We start from the raw sequence: 16,748 nt of genomic DNA, 5'->3' as shown, positions 1-16,748 counted from the left end.
ATGAATCACTTCTCCTTTTAGTAGATGAATGGAATCAATCGCTTTCGTTTCGCAGCCCATACTGTATAGGCAGGTCCAAAACCTTTCGTTAACATCGCTTCCTCGATTCGAATTCGGTAAAGCAAGAAAAAGAACATCAGAAGTCCAGAGAGAACAAAAAGTCCGGACTGACCGGTGAAGAGGGGGAAGCTCATCGTAATCAATAACAATCCACTATATAATGGGTGACGTAAAAAGCGGTAAGGACCACTGCTGACGAGCTGATCACCAGATGCCACGACGACATGACGTGTGAATTGTTGTTTTAAGTGAAGAATTCCCCACAGACGTAAGGAAACGCCACACCACAACAGAATGCATGAAGAGATGCGCATGAATGTAGAAACTCTCTCATTCGCAAAGAGGAAAGCGCAGACGATCGTTCCGCTTAGGACAAGGAAAATCAAATAAAAACTAACTTGTTCTGCTGCGCCTGACTTGGACTCAGAGCGATTCCGGAAACGAATCATCTCACCGATCCAACAGATGCTACCGATACTGAAGATCCATTCCCAAAGTGACACGTACGCTACTCCTTTCTGCATCAGAATCATGTTTCGAAAACGCATACATCGTTATTTACCCATTGTAATTCGTCCTTAAGCTACATTTAGAAAACTTCAGAAATACTTCATTTTCATGACAAGCATTCCGAAAGAACCCTGTTTGAAAAAAAGAATGGTATTCTAATCTAAAATATGGATGCAGATTAGAACATGCATAAAGGAGATATACGATTCATGAAATACATCACGACACTCATCACGACGTTGACATTAACAGCGGCCTGTACATCAGTGTATATACCAACGGTCGAAGCATCGACTTCTATTTATCGGCAAGCAAAGACATCCCTTCATTTGCGTAAAGGAGCATCGATTGATCAACCGAGTCTTGCGGTTATTCCGACAGGGATCTATGTGACGGAACTTTCGAAAGTCGGTACATGGTCAAAAGTACAATATGGTACGAAGATTGGTTATGCGAGTACGAAGTATCTACTGACGGATGAACAAATCGGTGGAAAGCGGATCGGTAAGACACTCATCGCGAATAAGAACTTAGCGCTCCGCTCGACGTACGCTCCTGGTGAGAATCAACAAGCAAGAGCTGCGTTTGAGAAAATGCGTGTAGCGGCTAAAAAAGAGGGAATTACGCTCGTTGCGTTTAGTACATATCGCTCCTACGCCTATCAAAAAACGTTGTTTGATAAATATGTTGCGCGGGATGGATATGAGAAGGCGAGTACGTACAGTGCGGAACCTGGGAAAAGTGAACATCAAACAGGTCTTGCGTTTGATATCGGAGGCGCTGATTCAACAAAATACGCCACGTTTAGCTTTTCAAAAACAAAAGAGGCAAAATGGTTGTTTGCGAATGCTCACCGCTACGGCTTCCATCTCCGCTATCCATCTGGTAAAGAATCTTGGACGGGGTATACGTATGAGAGCTGGCACTATCGGTATGTCGGAGCAACGCTTGCCGCTCGTCTAAAAGTCAGTGGACTAACAATGGAAGAGTACTTCCACCTCGCACCATGGAAACCGGTAAAGGTTTCGACTCCTTAAAAACATGGTAAATAGAGGATGTTGGCTTAGTCGGTTATTCGTCTCAGGTGAAAGAGGTGGAACGAATGGCAAAAAAAGATGCGAAACATCACATCATGACGTTTACGTTCAAAGAAGAAGCGACATCCTATCAAGTCTTCAGTGAATTGAAGAAATATCATGCGCGAGGTCAAGTCGATTTCGAACAGATTGCCGTCATCAAGCGAAATGAGAATGGTGCTTTTTCGTTTGAAGATGCTGTAGACCTAAGTGGATCGAATCGCGCCGTCAAAGGGTCGTTAATTGGAATGGCGGTTGGTATTCTAGGAGGCCCATTCGGCATCTTACTTGGTTCGATGACGGGTATGCTGATTGGTGGATCGAAAGACATGAAGGAAAATCAAGAAATCCAAGAAACATTCAAACGAACACTCGGCGTCATTCCGCCTGGGCAAACAGGAATCATCGCGATCGGTGAAGAGTTTGAACCATCCGTCCTCGACGGATTAGTGGCGCAACATGATGGTACGTTGGAACGAACGGATGAACAGTTAGAGTCGTAAGCCTGATAGAATGAAAAGAAGCCTATCGCGATCCAAGCGATAGGCTTCTTTCATGTGCATTTACTTAGTCGTACGTTCTTTTTTTGCTTTTTTGAAGAAGAACAATTCATAGACGACAGGAACGATGATAAGTGTCAACAACGTAGAGGTCGTTAATCCACCGATGACCGTCAAGGCAAGACCTTTTGAGATCAATGTTCCTGAAGAAGTGGTTAATGCGAGAGGCACCAATGCCATGATTGTTGCAAATGCGGTCATCAGGATTGGGCGTAATCGCGTTTTACCAGCTTCAATCAATGATTCGCGAATCGGCATACCACGTCCGACGTTTTGACCGATGCGGTCGACGAGAACGATTGCGTTCGTGGTGACGATTCCGATCAACATCAGGAAGCCGATCATGACACTGACAGACAATGGTTCATTTGCAAGGAAGAGCGTGACGAGTGAACCAATCGGAACAAAGATCAGAGAGGACAAGATGATGAACGGAATCCGAGCTTTTCCGAATGTGATCAACATTGTCAGGTACACGAGTCCGATGGCAACGACAATCGCAATTCCGAGTGATTGGAAGATTTCGACCGTATCATCATTTCCACCACCACTTGTCAGTGAGACACCGTCTGGTAAATCGATTTTTTCGACGTCAGCTTTTACAGCGTTCGATACGTTTTGAACGTCGTCTCCTTTAACTTGTCCAGATACGCGAGCATATACTTTTCCGTCGAGCTTCTGAATCGATGTGAAGGTCTCGACTTCATTGACGTTCGCGACATCTCTCAAAGCGACAGGTCCGTTTGCTGAGAAGAGTTGGACGTCTTCGAGATCTTCTTTCGAGACGAGTCCTTCTTCATAAGATAATTGTATGTCTTGATCCTTATTGTCGAGATTGAGCGTTCCGACCGTAACTGGCTTCGTTTGATCGTTAACGGTACCGAGAATCTGGAAACCAGATAGTCCGCGATCACTTGCTTTCTCAGGATCGATTTCTACGAGATACTGCTTTTGTTTTTCGCTGAAGTTGTTCGTGATATATTTCAAATCATTATTTTTCGACATGTTATCCTCGACGAGTTTTGCCGCCTCTTGAAGGGCTTCGAGGTCGTTCGAGAACAAGTCGACATCGACATTGTTATTCGACGGAGGACCACCTGTCGATAGTTCAGCCACACTGATTTTGACATCGACGTTTTCATCTTGAGCGATGTCTTCCATCTGTGTTTCAAGTGACTTGATCGTTTTCTCGACGTTTACACCGTCTTTTAGATTCAAGAAGTAACTTGCTTTATTATCGAGACGTAAGCCTGTCGTGAAGTCACGCGCTCCGACAGAAGTCGTCACGTCAGCAATGGCTTTTTCTTTATCAAACATTTTTTCCATCTCAAACGAGACGTCACTTGTTTTTTCAAGTGATGTGGCAGCCGGAAGTTCAAGCGATGCCGTCAAGGTCTTCGATGCTTCGTTCGGAATGAACGTAAAGCCGAGACGCGGTACGATCGCCAGGGAACCACCGAGAAGGACAAACGATACGACCAAGATGATCGCCTTGTGCGAGAGTGATTTTTCAATCAGCTTGCCGTACCACCGTTGAAGAACTCCTTCTTTTTCTTCCGCTGGTACCTTCTTGAATGCAAACTTCGCGAGAATCGGTACGATCGTGATTGCCACAAGTAGTGAAGCAAGTAGTGAGAAAATAATCGTCAAAGCGAACGGTAAGAAGAACTTACCAGTAATGCCACCGACAAATCCAATCGGCAGGAAGACGACGACGGTCGTCAGCGTCGATGACGTGATTGCTTTTAGAATTTCTTTTGTCGATTGTTCGATGATCTCATCCGTCATACCGGATTCGGATTTTCGGACGCGCCGGAAGATGTTCTCGATGACAACGATACTATCATCGAGACACGACCGACTGCAACAGCCATCCCACCAAGTGTCATGATGTTCAGGGAGATATCTTGCCAGTTCAAGAAGATAGCAGCGATGAGTAATGATAATGGAATCGAGACGATGGCGATGATCGTCGCGCGAAGGTTCCGTAAGAACAAGAGTACAGCGAGTGATGCGAAGAGTGCACCAAGTAATCCTTCTTTGACGAGTGTCGCAACGGACTCCTCGATATCCTTCGCTGAATCGATTCCAATCGTATAGTCGACTTGATCGTCATATTTATTGAGGATCTTCGTGACTTCATCTGCGATTTCGACTGTATTGGCATCTTGTTTTTTCGTGATTGCCATCGATAAGGAATCTTTTAAGTCGTAACGTGTTTTTTCACTTTGTTGCGAGACTGCTTCGATTTTTGCGATATCCTCTAGGCGAATCGGTTCTGCAGGTTCAGACGCCTGATCTGCAGCTGCTCCACCTGTTGTACTTGGTGGACCTTGCGTTGCACCTTGTGGTGGACCGCCAGCAGATGAACCACCTGTTTGACCGTTACTTGATGAACTAGTCGCACCTGCAGCAGGTGTCAATTGTAGATTTTTTAGTTTATCTAGATTTTCTAGTTTTTCCTCAACGCGAATCGGAATTTTCGAATCGTTTTCTGATAGCTGACCAGATGGGAACGAGACATACTTTCCATTGATTTGTTCCTTGATGCTCGAGAGCGAGAGACCCGCTTCCGTCGCTTTCTCCTTATCGACGGTGATTTGAACGAGATCATCCTTATAGCCACCAACGGAGACGCTGTTGATTCCTGGAATCTTACTAAGTTCAGGTTCGATATCTTCCTTTAGGATTTTTTCGATGTCTTTACCATCCTTACTAAAGAAAGAGATGTTATAGATCGGGAACGATCCAAAGGACAAACGATTCAATTTCGTCGTTGCTTCCTCCGGTAGATTCGCATCTTGGATTGCAGCATCGATTTGTTGTTCGACCTTATCCATATCGGTATCGAACGGGAATTCGATGTTTAAGATACCGATACTTTCATAAGAAGAACTCGTTAGCTTGGTAGCCCCTTCAATTCCTTTAAGGGAAGTTTCAAGCTTTGAGACAACTTGTTTATCGACATCGTCAGGAGATGCACCAGGGTAAACCGCTTCGATTGAAATCTGAGGAAACTCGATTTCTGGGAACTGATCGACTTTTAATTGTGAGAAGGAATACACGCCTCCTAAAATCAATAGGATTGCAATGATGAAGACAGCAACCGAGTTCTTCAAACTAAATCGGGTTAAAAAGTTCATATGAACGCTCCTTTCTTTTTATATGTGCTTATTTACATAGTAGAGGACACTCATAGAACCCGCAACTTTAAAACTGTTTTTATTTAAAAAGATCTTTTTGAAAAAAGATAAATTTTTTTTGTTAAAAAGGCTTTACACTTTTCGATATGCTGCTATAATAAAAACATACCCAGTAACAACACAGCATGATTCTGTAGCTCAGCTGGGAGAGCGCTACCTTGACAGGGTAGAGGTCGCTGGTTCGAGCCCAGTCAGAATCATACCGAAATCGCTCCTTTTTGAAGGAGCGATTTTTTTTGCGTTAAAAAAACTATTCCCGAAATCAATCAGGAATAGTTGGTAGGCAGGTAAACTGTTTTATTGAATTTCGAGATGAAGATCGCCACGCTTCGTCCACCCTGCGACGGTCGTCAATCGATAGAAGACAAGCGTCAAGACGCCAGGTAGAACGACACCAGTCAAGAAGAAGACGAGGAACGCCTGAGGACCTTGGTTGACGAAGATATTGAGTGGGGCAATCATCGAATTTAATCCAAGTCCTGCGAGTTCATACGGTACTTTCAAAGAGAGAAGGAGCGTCGCGACAGGAGCTGAAATCATCGCTGCGAGAAACGGTGCAACGACAAGACGTGGATTTTTAACGATATTCGGGAATTGTACTTTAGGTGTTACAAAGAATGAAGCAATCAAACCACCTGGATCCGTCTGACGATATGCCATCAACGTAAAGCCGACGAATTGAGCGGAACAGCCAATGAGCGCAGCGGCACTTGCTACAGGATCAAGTTGCAAAGCGATAGCCAGTGCAGCGGACGAAGCAGGAGACATCAATAAGACACTAAAGATGAGTGCAATGACAAGAGATGTAGCAATAGGAGAAGACTCGACTGAAGCCGTGATCATGGCACTGAATTTTGTAAGGAGTGGTGTCGTGACGGCAGCAGCACCAATTCCAGTCACGCCACCAGCAAGGACAGCACTCATCGGGATCACCATCATGTCAAATTTCGTTTTTCCAGTCATGCGTTTTCCGACGTATACAGCGACAGCAGCTGCGAGTAACGCACTGATTGGTTGACCGGGTACAAGAACGAGTCCAGAAGCAGTCGATTGAAGAGCGGCACCACCAATCGTCGCTGCGATCATTGCGCTGAACAGGACAAGTGTGTTTCCTCCGAGCTGAAAGGCAATACCGGCACCAAGCGCAGGGGCGAGTAGTACTTTTGCGACACCACCAATCGTCAGTAGCATTTGGATATGTAGAAGATTTCCGAGCGTCTCAATCAGGAGTCCGACACCGAGTGTTACAAGAACGGCATTTGCCATTCCAGCTGATACTTTTACCATTCGATCCATCGCATATTCTTTCAACGTTGTCATCCTCTCTATCTATCTCTATTTTTTGCCATGAAAAAAGCCTATCCGTTTTTGGGATAGGCGCCACTCATTCTGTGCGGGCGCCTCATTCGATGCATCGAAAGAAGGGCCCAAAAATCATTTCCGTTTCATCATCGGAAAAGTTTTCAGTCCCTCATGCATAGAATAATCAGTCGTCCAACTTGGTTAAATGGCTGTTGCGTCGGAATCATTCGATCGTGCCCCTCTCTGTGAATTTTTCTAAGCCTAACACGCTCTTGAATAATAATCAATATTTTCTGACAATTTATTTTTTCCTGAAATCTGACAGGAATTCACGGTATCATCGGGAAATCCTAATTTAACAACAATGGAGGCGTTTACATGAAAGTGATGCTTTTTACAGATATTCATGGCAATGCATCAGCATTACGTGCGGTATTGTCCTATCTTGATCAACAACCAGATATCGATGCCGTCTATTGTCTCGGTGATCTTGTCGGCATTGGACCAGAGCATAATGAAGTCATTGATCTATTGAAGCAACGACTTGATATTCAAACGATTTCTGGGAATCATGATGAATGTGTCCTTGCTTTAATCCATGGGGAGAACTATCCCGATAGTTACCGCCATGCTAAAGAGCACCACCAATGGATTGCGGATACGTTGACGCAAGAAAATCAAAAGTATTTGGAACGATTACCGCGTGTCTTAAATATCATGCATCAGGAACAAACGATGCACCTGACGCACTATGCTTATGCCGACCAGACGAAGAAGATTGGTGAAGAGCCGTTAAAGCAAGCGGTGGATGGAACGAAAGAAAACTTATCCGTCCTGTTTGCTGGAAGTGAGGCGCGGATCATTGGATTCGGTCATCATCATCCAGCGCAACAAGTCGAGACAGAGCAAACGCTCTTTATTAATCCAGGTGCACTTGGATGTCAGGAAACAGCTATTGCTCCAGTAGCAATTATCGATTGGGAGAAGGATCAAGTCCGTTCAGAAATCCTGAAGCTTCCATATGATGATCGACCATTTTTAGACGTCCTCAATACGACGGAGATGCCGGAACGTGAGTTGATGCGCCGTCTCTTCTTCGGTAGTAGGACATGAAAAAACCTTCATGAGTAGTTCATGAAGGAAGTCGATTAAGCAGATAGCTTCGTCGTAATTGAGATGAGGCACACGACAATCAATAACACGATACCGATGTTTCGTTTCAATGGATGGCGTGACCAGTAAAAGAATAGCGCAAGGACAGGGGCCACAAAAAAGGCAACGATGAGACTGATCAATGTTGCAAGAAATAATACAAACATCCAAAGCTTGCTAGTAGTCCGATATACCTGCCACATGTCGTAGAGCGACATGAGTGTATAGGCGAGTAACACGAAGATGATTCCGGTCGATAAACTCAAAGCGATCATCACTCCATTCCCTATTTAGTATAAGGGAAAGAGTGAGAATGATTACACGACTTGAAGTAAAAAACATGACGAATCGATGAACGTACGATTAGACGCTGTAACGAAAAAAGAAAGGAGAGGGCATCTATGTCAGACATCTATCGCCGTTTTTTTCTATTTCCGGATATTTTGATCATGCTCGTACTACTGATTGGAATAAGTAGTTATACCATTGCTCAGCCGTTTCATTGGTCGATTTTACTGTTCTTTTGTCTTGGACTGATCGTCTTTAGTTTCAGTGAATACCTGACGCATCGTTTTTTGTTCCATTTACCACCGCCTAAAAATATGCTTGGACGAAAGTTGTTGAAGCGACTTCATTACGATCATCATGCGCATCCGAATGAACTGCATCTGTTGTTTTTACCGGTCTGGTATTCCTTGCCGAATCTTGGTTTCTTTGCGGCTCTGACCTATCTTCTGACGCAATCTATCGTTTCGACAGCTGCAGCCGCGAGTGGATTGATCGTCATGTTGCTTGTGTATGAATGGAAACATTACGTGGCACACGTTCCGCTGAAACCGAGAACACGCTTTGGAAAATGGATGAAAAAGACGCATCTATTACATCATTTCAAAAATGAACACTATTGGTTTGGTGTATCAAATCCGATGGGGGACTGGTTGTTTGGCACTTTGAAAGATGAGAAAACAGTTACTTCTAGTCAAACGGCACGGAATTTAGAAAAAAATTGAGAATATGAAAAACCGCCAATCAGCTGATCGGCGGTTTTTTGATTCATAAAATGCGTAGCATGGCACGACGAATCGTATCTAATTCCAACGGTCGAGCAATCAATGGCCATTCGGCAATTAACGCAATGTACGTCCGGAAAATCAGAAAGGCGGTGACATCGACTGGTACGTCACGATCATCTTGTCCAAGGCGAGTCTCGAGTAGCGTTTTAAGATATTCGACGACATGCCGTTCGATCCGTGTCCGTAGTTCTTGCATTTCTTGTAATTTAAGATTACGTGTTTCTTCGATGATTTGAAGAATGAACAAATGTTGTTGCTGATGACAGACGATAGCGTCGATCATTGCTTGTTTATTTTCTTCTACCGTCGCATGTTCGACGTAAGCGCGTTCTGCTTCTTCTTTCATTTCTTGCAGCACACGTGTTACGAGCGATTCGAACAGGTTGAGTTTACTTTCAAACAGTTGATAGACAGTCGGTTTTCCGACGTGAGCGCGTCGGGCGACACGCTCGATCGTCGTACCTTTATAACCAAGTTCAGAAAAGCAAGCCATCGCTGAGTCTAGTATCAGTGTTTCTTTATCAGACTGTGTCATGTTGTTTTCGTCTCACTTTCGTTGAGAGTAAAATCCGCTTGGCTCCGAGCCCTCCAACGAAGCTGATAATCAATGCGACGACTAAGATAGTCGCAAGGACTTGACTGTTTGAGATGAGGGCGTCTGTCACACCAAGTCCAAGCGCTTCGCGGAATCCGCCGACTGAATACGTCATTGGTAAGAACGTATGGATGGCTTGGAAGAAGCTTGGCGTCATCTCGACTGGGAATGTACCACCACTACCACCGATTTGTAATAGGAGTAGTAGGAAGGCAAGGAACTGTCCGACGCGACCGAGTAGCATCGCGAGCGTGAACAGAATCGTAATGAACGTCATCCCTGTTAAGGCAGCAAATCCATAAAGCGCAGGAACACTCGCGACATCAGCATCGAGGACATAGACGATGGCTGTAGCCGCTGCGACACCTTGTAAGGCTCCAATCGGTAAGATGAGTGATAATTTACCGACAAGGAAGCGCCATGTCAGACTTTCACCATGTTCTGGACGAATCTGGTAGACAGACGAGAACATCAAGGCGCCTGCGAATAAGGCGATACTAAGGATGTAAGCTGATAAACCAGAACCGTAGTTGTTGACCGTCGAATAGTCATGTTCTTTTAAGACGACAGGTTCTGCCAGCATATTATCCCGCTCTTTAGTCGGCTTGACGGTTGCGTCTTTAGCTCCTTTGCTGAGCTCGTCCTTCAATGTTTTAGCCCCATCTTCAAGTTTAGTATTGGCATCCGCGATTTTTGAAGCCCCATCGGTCGTTTTGCCGATTCCGTCTGTAATCGTAGTTGAACCAGATGCCAATTGACCTAACCCGTTATTTAACGCGCTAGCTCCTGTTTGGAGTTGGTGTGTGCCATCTGAAAGCTGATTAGCCCCATCAGCCAGTTGTGCACCACCTGTTGCGGCTTTATGCACACCAGCAGTGTATTGACCAAGTTTTTCATTGAATGTTTGTTGACCGCTTGCTAATTGTTGTGCGCCAGATTCGACTTGTTTCGCACCGTCAACGAGTTTCAATTGACCGGCGTTCAGTTGTGATACAGCTGATTCGACTTGTTGACCACCTGCAGCGAGTTGACCGATTTTCTTCGTTGCTTCTGTTGCTTGAGCAAGACTCTGATCAATTGCACCTTCTTGGGCAGCAAGGTTTTGAATATTTTCTTCTAATGAACCAATAGAACCGAGCAATGTTTGTTTTTCTTCATCCGATAACTGTTCAGAAGCAGAAATGACTTCTTTTAGTTGTGCGACGTTTGCTTCAAGTGCTTCACGACGCGCTCGTAAATCTTGTTTCGCTTTTTCAGCATCTTGATTGAGTTGTGTTAAAAAGGCGTTGGCAGCTTGTGCTTTTTCATCCAATTGATTTAATCCATCCGTCAATTGAGGGATTTTTTCATTAAGCTGGGCCGTACCTGCAGCCAATTGCTCTGCTCCTTGACGGACTTGTGTCGAGCCACCACTGAGTTTCGTTGCTCCGTCTTCGAGTTGTGCAGCACCGGCTTGTAATTTGCCACCATTTTCGTCTAGCGTGTTCAACCCAGAAGACAACTCACCCGTTTTTTGGGCGAAGAGGGCAGTCTTTTCGTCAAGTGTCGTGACGCCATCACTGAGTTTTTTAGAACCTTGATTTGCTTCCCCGAGTTTTTCGGACAGTGTCAGACTGCCATCCGCAAGTTTTCCAAGGTTCGTTGCCAGTGTTTTCGCACCATCCGCTGTTTTGTGGTTGCCATCTTCTAGTTTAGAAGAACCGTCCGATGCCTTTTCCATACCGTTTGCGATTTTCTTTAACGCACCGAAGATCGCACTACTATATTGTTTCGTCACGGATTTTCGGATCTTTTCGTTTAATTGTTTTGCAGCCGTACTCGAAATTTGTGTCCCCGAGTAGTTTTTGGCTGGATTCAAGTAATACTCCAACTCAATCTTCTTCGGATGATCATCGAGTAGTGTCGTTGCATTTTTAGAGAAGTTCTTCGGGATGACGACCGTCATATAGATTTTGCCGTCACGTAGTTCTTTTTCGGCTTTGTCCTTAGATAAGAACTGCCAATCAAAATCATCATTTTTTTTGAGTTTGTCGACGAATTGATCCCCGATGTCGACTTTCTCTCCTTTAAACTTCGTCGCCTTGTCTTCGTTGACGATAGCGACCTTAATATCTTCTGTTTGACCGTATGGGTCCCAGAATGCAGATAAGAAGATGGAGTTGTAGAGAAATGGTACGAGGATGAGGGCGAGAATGACGACAATCATCATCGGACTCTTCAATTTCTTCCATTCTGAGCGAAACATAAATACAAATCCCCTTTCTAAAACTCAAAACTTATTTGAGTTTTAGGTTTTGATGAGATTTACTTTACTCTCTTCATTAAAAAAAATCAATCGATAATTCTAATTTCACATAAAAAAGACGACTCGCAGGGAGCCGTCTTGGAAAAAACGAGTTAAGGAAGCAAAAGTAGTTTTCCTGTACTGCGTCGACTTTCTAAAAAGTCATGTGCTGCTTTGCCATCAGATAATCTGAATGTTGTAGGAGAAGACAGGGTGAGATGATTGGATAGAATCCAATCAAATAATTCACCGGATCTACGGATTCGTTCTTCAGAAGATGTTAATACGTTCCAAAGGTCACCACCCGTCAATGTTTTGGATGTATCCATCAAGAAGCGAGGGTCGACAGATACGGGATCGCCGCCTGCCATACCATAGAAGACAACCGTTCCATGGACTTTTGTCACATGGAAACTATCCATTAAGGTAGAACCAATGGATTCGTAGACCACATCAACCCCTTTACCAGAAGTTTGCGCGAGCACATGCTCGACCCAGTTCTCAGAATATAAATAGACAGATTCACAGCCCGCAGTTTTAGCGATCTGTGCTTTCTCAGGAGAAGACGTCAATCCAATCGGAGTTGCTCCAAGTAAACGAATGAGCTGTGTCAACAACTGACCAACGCCACCGGCAGCTGCATGCACTAAGACGACATCTCCCGGTTGGACAAGATAGCTATCTCGAGTTAAATAATGCGCTGTTAACCCTTGTAATAAGACAGAAGCTGCTGTTTCGTATGAGATATCGTCAGGAAGCGGAATCAATTTATCGACGGGTGCTGCGACGTACTCAGCATTCGCAAGCGGAACGTCCGCAAAAGCAACTCGTTGACCTACGTGGAACGTTGAAACAGCTGTACCGACCGCAGTGATGATGCCTGAACCTTCGTAACCTAAAATATAGGGAGGCTCACCTTCTAAATGATAGTTTCCTTTTCGGCGATAGATGTCTGCAAAATTCAGACCGATCGCTTTCATTTCAATCAGAACTTCCTGTTCAGTAATTGTTGGCGTTGGTACGTCTTCGAAGCGTAATACATCAGAACCTCCGAATTCGTGGAAAGTTAATGCCTTCATCTCAACACATCCTTCTTTTAAATCTGCTTTTAGTATAAGGCAGAACATCTGAAAATGATGACCAGATGCGTTACACTAGAAAAAAAGATGAAAGAAGGGACAGTATGAAGCGTGTCTTAATGGGAGGAATTCGTTTTTATCAAAAAGTCATCTCTCCCATGAAACCAGCTACATGTCGATTCTATCCAACGTGCTCCCATTACGGTATGGAGGCGATAGAACGTCATGGTGCGGTAAAAGGTAGTTATTTGACGACGCGTCGATTGTTACGGTGCCAACCGTTCCACCCAGGTGGTCTTGACTTCGTTCCAGAACCCGATCAATTTAGTTGGAAAGCACCGCTGCAACGGGAAAATCCACGGGAGAAGGCGGAAGAAACGAAGGAGTAAGTCATATGAAGGTTCTCTCTTGTTTAATGAAGTAAGAACAAAAAAGGGAAGTATGTTACCGGACATTACCGATAACATACTTCCCTTTTTATTCTACTTACAGACCATCAAAGTTTGCCCGTTAAAAACTGTGCTTCGCCAAGACCGAAGCTCCAGTCGGCCGCATCATTTTCGACGATTGAAACCATCAAATCAGTCGGTGCGAGTCCGCAGTTTGCTTGTAAGCGTTCGGCGAGTAATTGGTAGAGACGTTGTTTTTTCTCTTCCGTCCGCGTTTTACTCGTCACACTGATGAGGACGATATCTTTACTCCGTTCAAACCCAAGTCCTGTATCTTGAATGACCATCTCATGCGCTTTATGCGTGTGCACGATTTGATAACGATCGCGCTCCGGCACATCAAATGCTTCGACCATCGCATCGTGTGCGGTGTCGAGTAACGTTTTTAACTCTTCTTCTGAACGTCCTTCAATGACGTCGAATCGTAATAACGGCATGTGAAATCACTCCTTAACAAAATTATGTAGAGTAGGGGGAAAACCCTACTCATATATTACTCAAAGAATGGTTTGTATTGACGACGATCGTGCATGACAGACAACCATTGGACAGTCGAGAATTCTTCAAGTACCCACTCGCCGTTAAAGCGACCGAGCCCTGAATCTTTTTCACCACCAAATGGCATATGCGGCTCATCATTGACTGATTGGTCGTTGATGTGAATCATACCTGTCTCGACTTCAAGTGCAAAAGCAGTCGCGCGTTCGATAGAAGAACCATGGACAGCACCACTCAATCCGTATGGAAGTGAGTTTGCGATTTCGAGTGCCTCTTCATCCGTATCGAACGGGATGATGACAGCGACCGGTCCGAAGATTTCATTTTTAGCGAGTGGCATATCATTCGTAACACCAGTCACGACAGTAGGTGCGATGACGTTATCTTTTGCTTCGCCGCCGACACGAACGGTTGCACCCGCAGCTTTTGTTTTCTCGAGATCTTCAAGAATCCGTTCAACTTGTGATTGGTTGATGAGCGGTCCGACTTGTGTCCGATCATGTGATGGATCACCGTATTGTAGCTCTTTTACACGAGCGACGTATTTTTCGACGAATTCATCATGAATCGAAGAAGCGACGAGAATTCGGTTCGTCGACATACAAATTTGACCTTGGTGATAGAACTTACTATAGACAGCAGATTCGACCGCACGATCGAGATCAGCATCATCAAGTACGACGAAGACGTTGTTTCCGCCAAGTTCAAGCGCTGTTTTCTTCAGGTGTTTACCAGCAAGTTCACCGATATGACGACCAACTTCAGTTGATCCTGTGAATGAAATCAAGCGTGGTACAGGATGTTCGACGATAGCATCACCGATTTCTGAACCGCGACCGACGATGATATTCAAGACACCTTTTGGCAATCCAGCTTTTTCAAATAGACTAGCAAAAATCAATCCGCCTGAAACAGGTGTGTCCGTAGCTGGTTTAACAACGACTGCGTTCCCGATAGCAATGGCAGTAGCGATCGACCGTACAGCTAAGTGGAACGGGAAGTTCCATGGGCTGATGACACCGATGACGCCAAGTGCTTTACGGTAAATCCGGTTTTCCTTGCCTGGTACAACCGATGGACGAATTTCACCGTGCATCCGAAGTGGGAATGTCGCAGCTTCCTTGACGATCAAGACAGAAGCAAGAAATTCACCTTCCGCTTTGATGCGTGTACTTCCGGACTCTTTAATCAACCATTCGATAATCGTTTCTTTCTCCTCGTACAAGACTTTCAAGAAGTTTTCGATGAGACCTTGACGTTTTAAGGCAGGAACTTTTGCCCAGTCTTTTTGAGCGACTTGAGCCGCTTCATATGCGTCATCTAAATCTTGTTGATTCGCTGCAGAGATCGTGAAGAGTTCTTCACCCGTAAAAGGATTCGTGTTCGTCATGTTGCTGTCACTTGCGCCTGTGCGCCACTGACCGTCAATATAAATCTTCGTGAAATCTGTATGCAGTGTTGCTTCGTTTTGTTGAGCCATATCATTTCATCTCCCATTCGTTTTCATAACAATTAAGTTATTCACGTTATGAAAAGAAGTAAAACACATCCGTGCACTTCGACCAAATTTATTGCTCAAAATCAGATAAGGAATGCTGGTTTTAAAGAGCTCTGAATCAGGAAAACAATCAATATAGTGCTATAAAAAGGAGGCATTTTATTTTGAAGAAGCTGAAAGTCCTGTCTCGAGAAATCAATTGGTGGTGGCCACTACTTTATGGGCTCATCGGTATAGGACTGACCGGGATCGTTATTTGGACCGATTCTTATGTATCGAAGTGGTTTCCCGTCACTTGGAAGACAACACTTGATTTAGCACAAGCGATTCATAGCTCAGTCTTCACAGGACTGCTCGCTATGATGACATTCACTTTCTCAACCATTTTGGTCGTCCTAACAACGTATTCTTCACAATTTTCTCCACGGACACTACCTAACTTCATCGAGAATCGGCAGGTACAACACATATTCGGCATATTCATTGGGGCGGTCAGTTACTCGATGACGATGCTCTTTTTCCTTCGTCCGGCTTTGAAGACGAGCGTCCTTGCTTCGGCAGTAGCGGTTCTCGTTGTGTTGATATCGATCGTGGCATTTGTCGCATTCATTCACATCGTCAGCCAATCGATTCGCGTGACGACATTACTGGATCGATTACACGAAGAAGGGAACGAATTGTTAAAACGTCAAATCGAACATCTAGAATCAGGAGAACAGAAGATTACTGAAAGAAAGATGACGACAAATTATCCACATCTTATTCAGGCAACACGAACCGGATATATTCAAGCAGTCGATTATGATGCTTTTGATCAGAAAGACCGCGTGTATATTGATCGAACGGTCGGCTCATTCGTAACAGAGGGAGAAGCCATCGGACGGGCAACTTGCCGGGATATCAATGAAAGTATCTTGATTGGGCCGACGAAATCTTCAGAACAGGATTTTGCATTCGTTCTTGAAAAATTAAGTGAAGTTGCTTTACGTGCTATTTCTCCAGGGATCAATGATCCAAATACAGCAAGACATGCGATTCGGATCATTGGTGACTTAATGCGACAGTATGCCGTAATACCAGATGGTGTGCTGGTTGTTGGCGAGGACAAGCAGCACGTCATCGTCCGGGAAACTTACCAACAATTGTTGTACACGACGTTTTATCAACTACGACATTATGGAGCAGAGGATATTTCGGTTCTCGCGACGATGCTCGAATCGCTTGGAACAATGAAGCGGCAATCCTTACCTGCTCACTATGAAACGATTCAACGGTTCATTCCATATATCTGTTCGGAAGTGCGTTTTGAAACAATGAACGACTGGGATCGAGATTTTTTAAAAAATCAAATCCATCGGGCGTTGAATGAAACTTTTGTCTCCCCTTCATCGTAATAAGGGCAAGAGAAT

Annotated in this window: 14 protein-coding genes, 1 tRNA gene and 1 pseudogene; 7 read left to right on the top strand and 9 right to left on the bottom strand. The window is 44.5% G+C overall.

All coding sequences use genetic code 11. From position 1 onward, the window contains the following. Window positions 1-17 precede the first annotated feature (17 nt). A complete protein-coding gene (locus tag AC3B4V_RS13950) occupies window positions 18-563 on the bottom strand; it encodes a methyltransferase family protein (protein ID WP_488378738.1) in 546 nt (181 codons plus the stop codon). 216 nt (window positions 564-779) lie between these two features. On the opposite strand from AC3B4V_RS13950, the gene AC3B4V_RS13945 reads away from it, so the two are divergent. Together AC3B4V_RS13945 and AC3B4V_RS13940 are read left to right on the top strand one after the other, a co-directional pair. Beyond that, on the top strand, window positions 780-1,607 hold the full coding sequence (locus tag AC3B4V_RS13945; RefSeq protein ID WP_290716494.1) for a M15 family metallopeptidase: 828 nt from the start codon (window positions 780-782) through the stop codon (window positions 1,605-1,607). Between the two features lie 65 nt (window positions 1,608-1,672). Next, entirely contained in the window at window positions 1,673-2,149 is a 477-nt protein-coding gene (locus AC3B4V_RS13940) for a hypothetical protein (protein WP_023467153.1), read from the top strand. A 60-nt stretch (window positions 2,150-2,209) separates the two neighbouring features. On the opposite strand, the pseudogene AC3B4V_RS13935 reads toward AC3B4V_RS13940, so the two are convergent. Beyond that, window positions 2,210-5,349 (bottom strand): annotated as a pseudogene (locus tag AC3B4V_RS13935) (efflux RND transporter permease subunit). Between the two features lie 187 nt (window positions 5,350-5,536). On the opposite strand from AC3B4V_RS13935, the gene AC3B4V_RS13930 reads away from it, so the two are divergent. Next, a tRNA-Val gene (locus tag AC3B4V_RS13930) sits at window positions 5,537-5,609 on the top strand. Between the two features lie 97 nt (window positions 5,610-5,706). Here the strand turns inward: AC3B4V_RS13930 and AC3B4V_RS13925 are convergent. Continuing rightward, on the bottom strand, window positions 5,707-6,729 hold the full coding sequence (locus AC3B4V_RS13925; RefSeq protein WP_029340800.1) for a PTS sugar transporter subunit IIC: 1,023 nt from the start codon (window positions 6,727-6,729) through the stop codon (window positions 5,707-5,709). A 360-nt stretch (window positions 6,730-7,089) separates the two neighbouring features. On the opposite strand from AC3B4V_RS13925, the gene AC3B4V_RS13920 reads away from it, so the two are divergent. Next, window positions 7,090-7,824, top strand: a complete 735-nt coding sequence (locus AC3B4V_RS13920) for a metallophosphoesterase family protein (RefSeq protein ID WP_488378737.1) — start codon at window positions 7,090-7,092, stop codon at window positions 7,822-7,824. A gap of 35 nt (window positions 7,825-7,859) precedes the next feature. Here AC3B4V_RS13920 and AC3B4V_RS13915 read toward each other — a convergent pair whose 3' ends face one another. Continuing rightward, window positions 7,860-8,138 (bottom strand): hypothetical protein, encoded by a 279-nt coding sequence (locus AC3B4V_RS13915; protein WP_050678090.1) that lies wholly within the window; start codon window positions 8,136-8,138, stop codon window positions 7,860-7,862. 126 nt (window positions 8,139-8,264) lie between these two features. On the opposite strand from AC3B4V_RS13915, the gene AC3B4V_RS13910 reads away from it, so the two are divergent. Then, window positions 8,265-8,873 (top strand): sterol desaturase family protein, encoded by a 609-nt coding sequence (locus AC3B4V_RS13910; RefSeq protein ID WP_488378736.1) that lies wholly within the window; start codon window positions 8,265-8,267, stop codon window positions 8,871-8,873. A gap of 43 nt (window positions 8,874-8,916) precedes the next feature. Here the strand turns inward: AC3B4V_RS13910 and AC3B4V_RS13905 are convergent, their stop codons facing one another. From AC3B4V_RS13905 to AC3B4V_RS13895, 3 genes are all read right to left on the bottom strand, one after another. Beyond that, the gene (locus tag AC3B4V_RS13905; protein WP_488378735.1) at window positions 8,917-9,471 is read right to left on the bottom strand and encodes a TetR/AcrR family transcriptional regulator; all 555 of its coding nucleotides are present in this window, start codon (window positions 9,469-9,471) and stop codon (window positions 8,917-8,919) included. Beyond that, entirely contained in the window at window positions 9,458-11,776 is a 2,319-nt protein-coding gene (locus tag AC3B4V_RS13900; protein WP_290716470.1) for a YhgE/Pip domain-containing protein, read from the bottom strand. Before AC3B4V_RS13900 ends, AC3B4V_RS13905 begins: the two co-directional genes overlap by 14 nt. A 152-nt stretch (window positions 11,777-11,928) precedes the next feature. Further along, complete coding sequence (locus AC3B4V_RS13895; protein WP_488378734.1) at window positions 11,929-12,894, bottom strand: quinone oxidoreductase family protein; 966 nt, start codon at window positions 12,892-12,894, stop codon at window positions 11,929-11,931. Window positions 12,895-12,998: 104 nt separating this feature from the next. On the opposite strand from AC3B4V_RS13895, the gene yidD reads away from it, so the two are divergent. Beyond that, window positions 12,999-13,283: a membrane protein insertion efficiency factor YidD gene (gene yidD, locus AC3B4V_RS13890; protein WP_023467166.1), complete on the top strand. Its 285-nt coding sequence runs from the start codon at window positions 12,999-13,001 to the stop codon at window positions 13,281-13,283. A 107-nt stretch (window positions 13,284-13,390) separates the two neighbouring features. Here yidD and AC3B4V_RS13885 read toward each other — a convergent pair whose 3' ends face one another. Further along, entirely contained in the window at window positions 13,391-13,780 is a 390-nt protein-coding gene (locus AC3B4V_RS13885) for a tautomerase family protein (RefSeq protein ID WP_029340806.1), read from the bottom strand. 56 nt (window positions 13,781-13,836) lie between these two features. Next, window positions 13,837-15,321, bottom strand: coding sequence for an aldehyde dehydrogenase family protein (locus AC3B4V_RS13880; RefSeq protein ID WP_488378733.1), 1,485 nt, complete (start codon window positions 15,319-15,321; stop codon window positions 13,837-13,839). A gap of 182 nt (window positions 15,322-15,503) precedes the next feature. Between AC3B4V_RS13880 and AC3B4V_RS13875 the strand changes: the two genes are divergently transcribed. Continuing rightward, entirely contained in the window at window positions 15,504-16,733 is a 1,230-nt protein-coding gene (locus AC3B4V_RS13875; protein ID WP_488378732.1) for a DUF2254 domain-containing protein, read from the top strand. Window positions 16,734-16,748 lie beyond the last annotated feature (15 nt).

It is taken from the genome of Exiguobacterium sp. E17S (assembly GCF_057772545.1).
This window is presented reverse-complemented; position numbering and strand designations above follow the sequence as displayed.

Bases quoted from the DNA above. Each gene is read 5' to 3' on its own strand.
- AC3B4V_RS13940 (WP_023467153.1), top strand. From the start codon at position 1,673: ATGGCAAAAAAAGATGCGAAACATCACATCATGACGTTTACGTTCAAA.
- AC3B4V_RS13945 (WP_290716494.1), top strand. From the start codon at position 780: ATGAAATACATCACGACACTCATCACGACGTTGACATTAACAGCGGCC.
- AC3B4V_RS13900 (WP_290716470.1), bottom strand. From the start codon at position 11,776: ATGTTTCGCTCAGAATGGAAGAAATTGAAGAGTCCGATGATGATTGTC.
- AC3B4V_RS13925 (WP_029340800.1), bottom strand. From the start codon at position 6,729: ATGACAACGTTGAAAGAATATGCGATGGATCGAATGGTAAAAGTATCA.
- AC3B4V_RS13910 (WP_488378736.1), top strand. From the start codon at position 8,265: ATGTCAGACATCTATCGCCGTTTTTTTCTATTTCCGGATATTTTGATC.
- AC3B4V_RS13905 (WP_488378735.1), bottom strand. From the start codon at position 9,471: ATGACACAGTCTGATAAAGAAACACTGATACTAGACTCAGCGATGGCT.
- AC3B4V_RS13895 (WP_488378734.1), bottom strand. From the start codon at position 12,894: ATGAAGGCATTAACTTTCCACGAATTCGGAGGTTCTGATGTATTACGC.
- AC3B4V_RS13880 (WP_488378733.1), bottom strand. From the start codon at position 15,321: ATGGCTCAACAAAACGAAGCAACACTGCATACAGATTTCACGAAGATT.
- AC3B4V_RS13885 (WP_029340806.1), bottom strand. From the start codon at position 13,780: ATGCCGTTATTACGATTCGACGTCATTGAAGGACGTTCAGAAGAAGAG.
- AC3B4V_RS13920 (WP_488378737.1), top strand. From the start codon at position 7,090: ATGAAAGTGATGCTTTTTACAGATATTCATGGCAATGCATCAGCATTA.
- yidD (WP_023467166.1), top strand. From the start codon at position 12,999: ATGAAGCGTGTCTTAATGGGAGGAATTCGTTTTTATCAAAAAGTCATC.
- AC3B4V_RS13915 (WP_050678090.1), bottom strand. From the start codon at position 8,138: ATGATCGCTTTGAGTTTATCGACCGGAATCATCTTCGTGTTACTCGCC.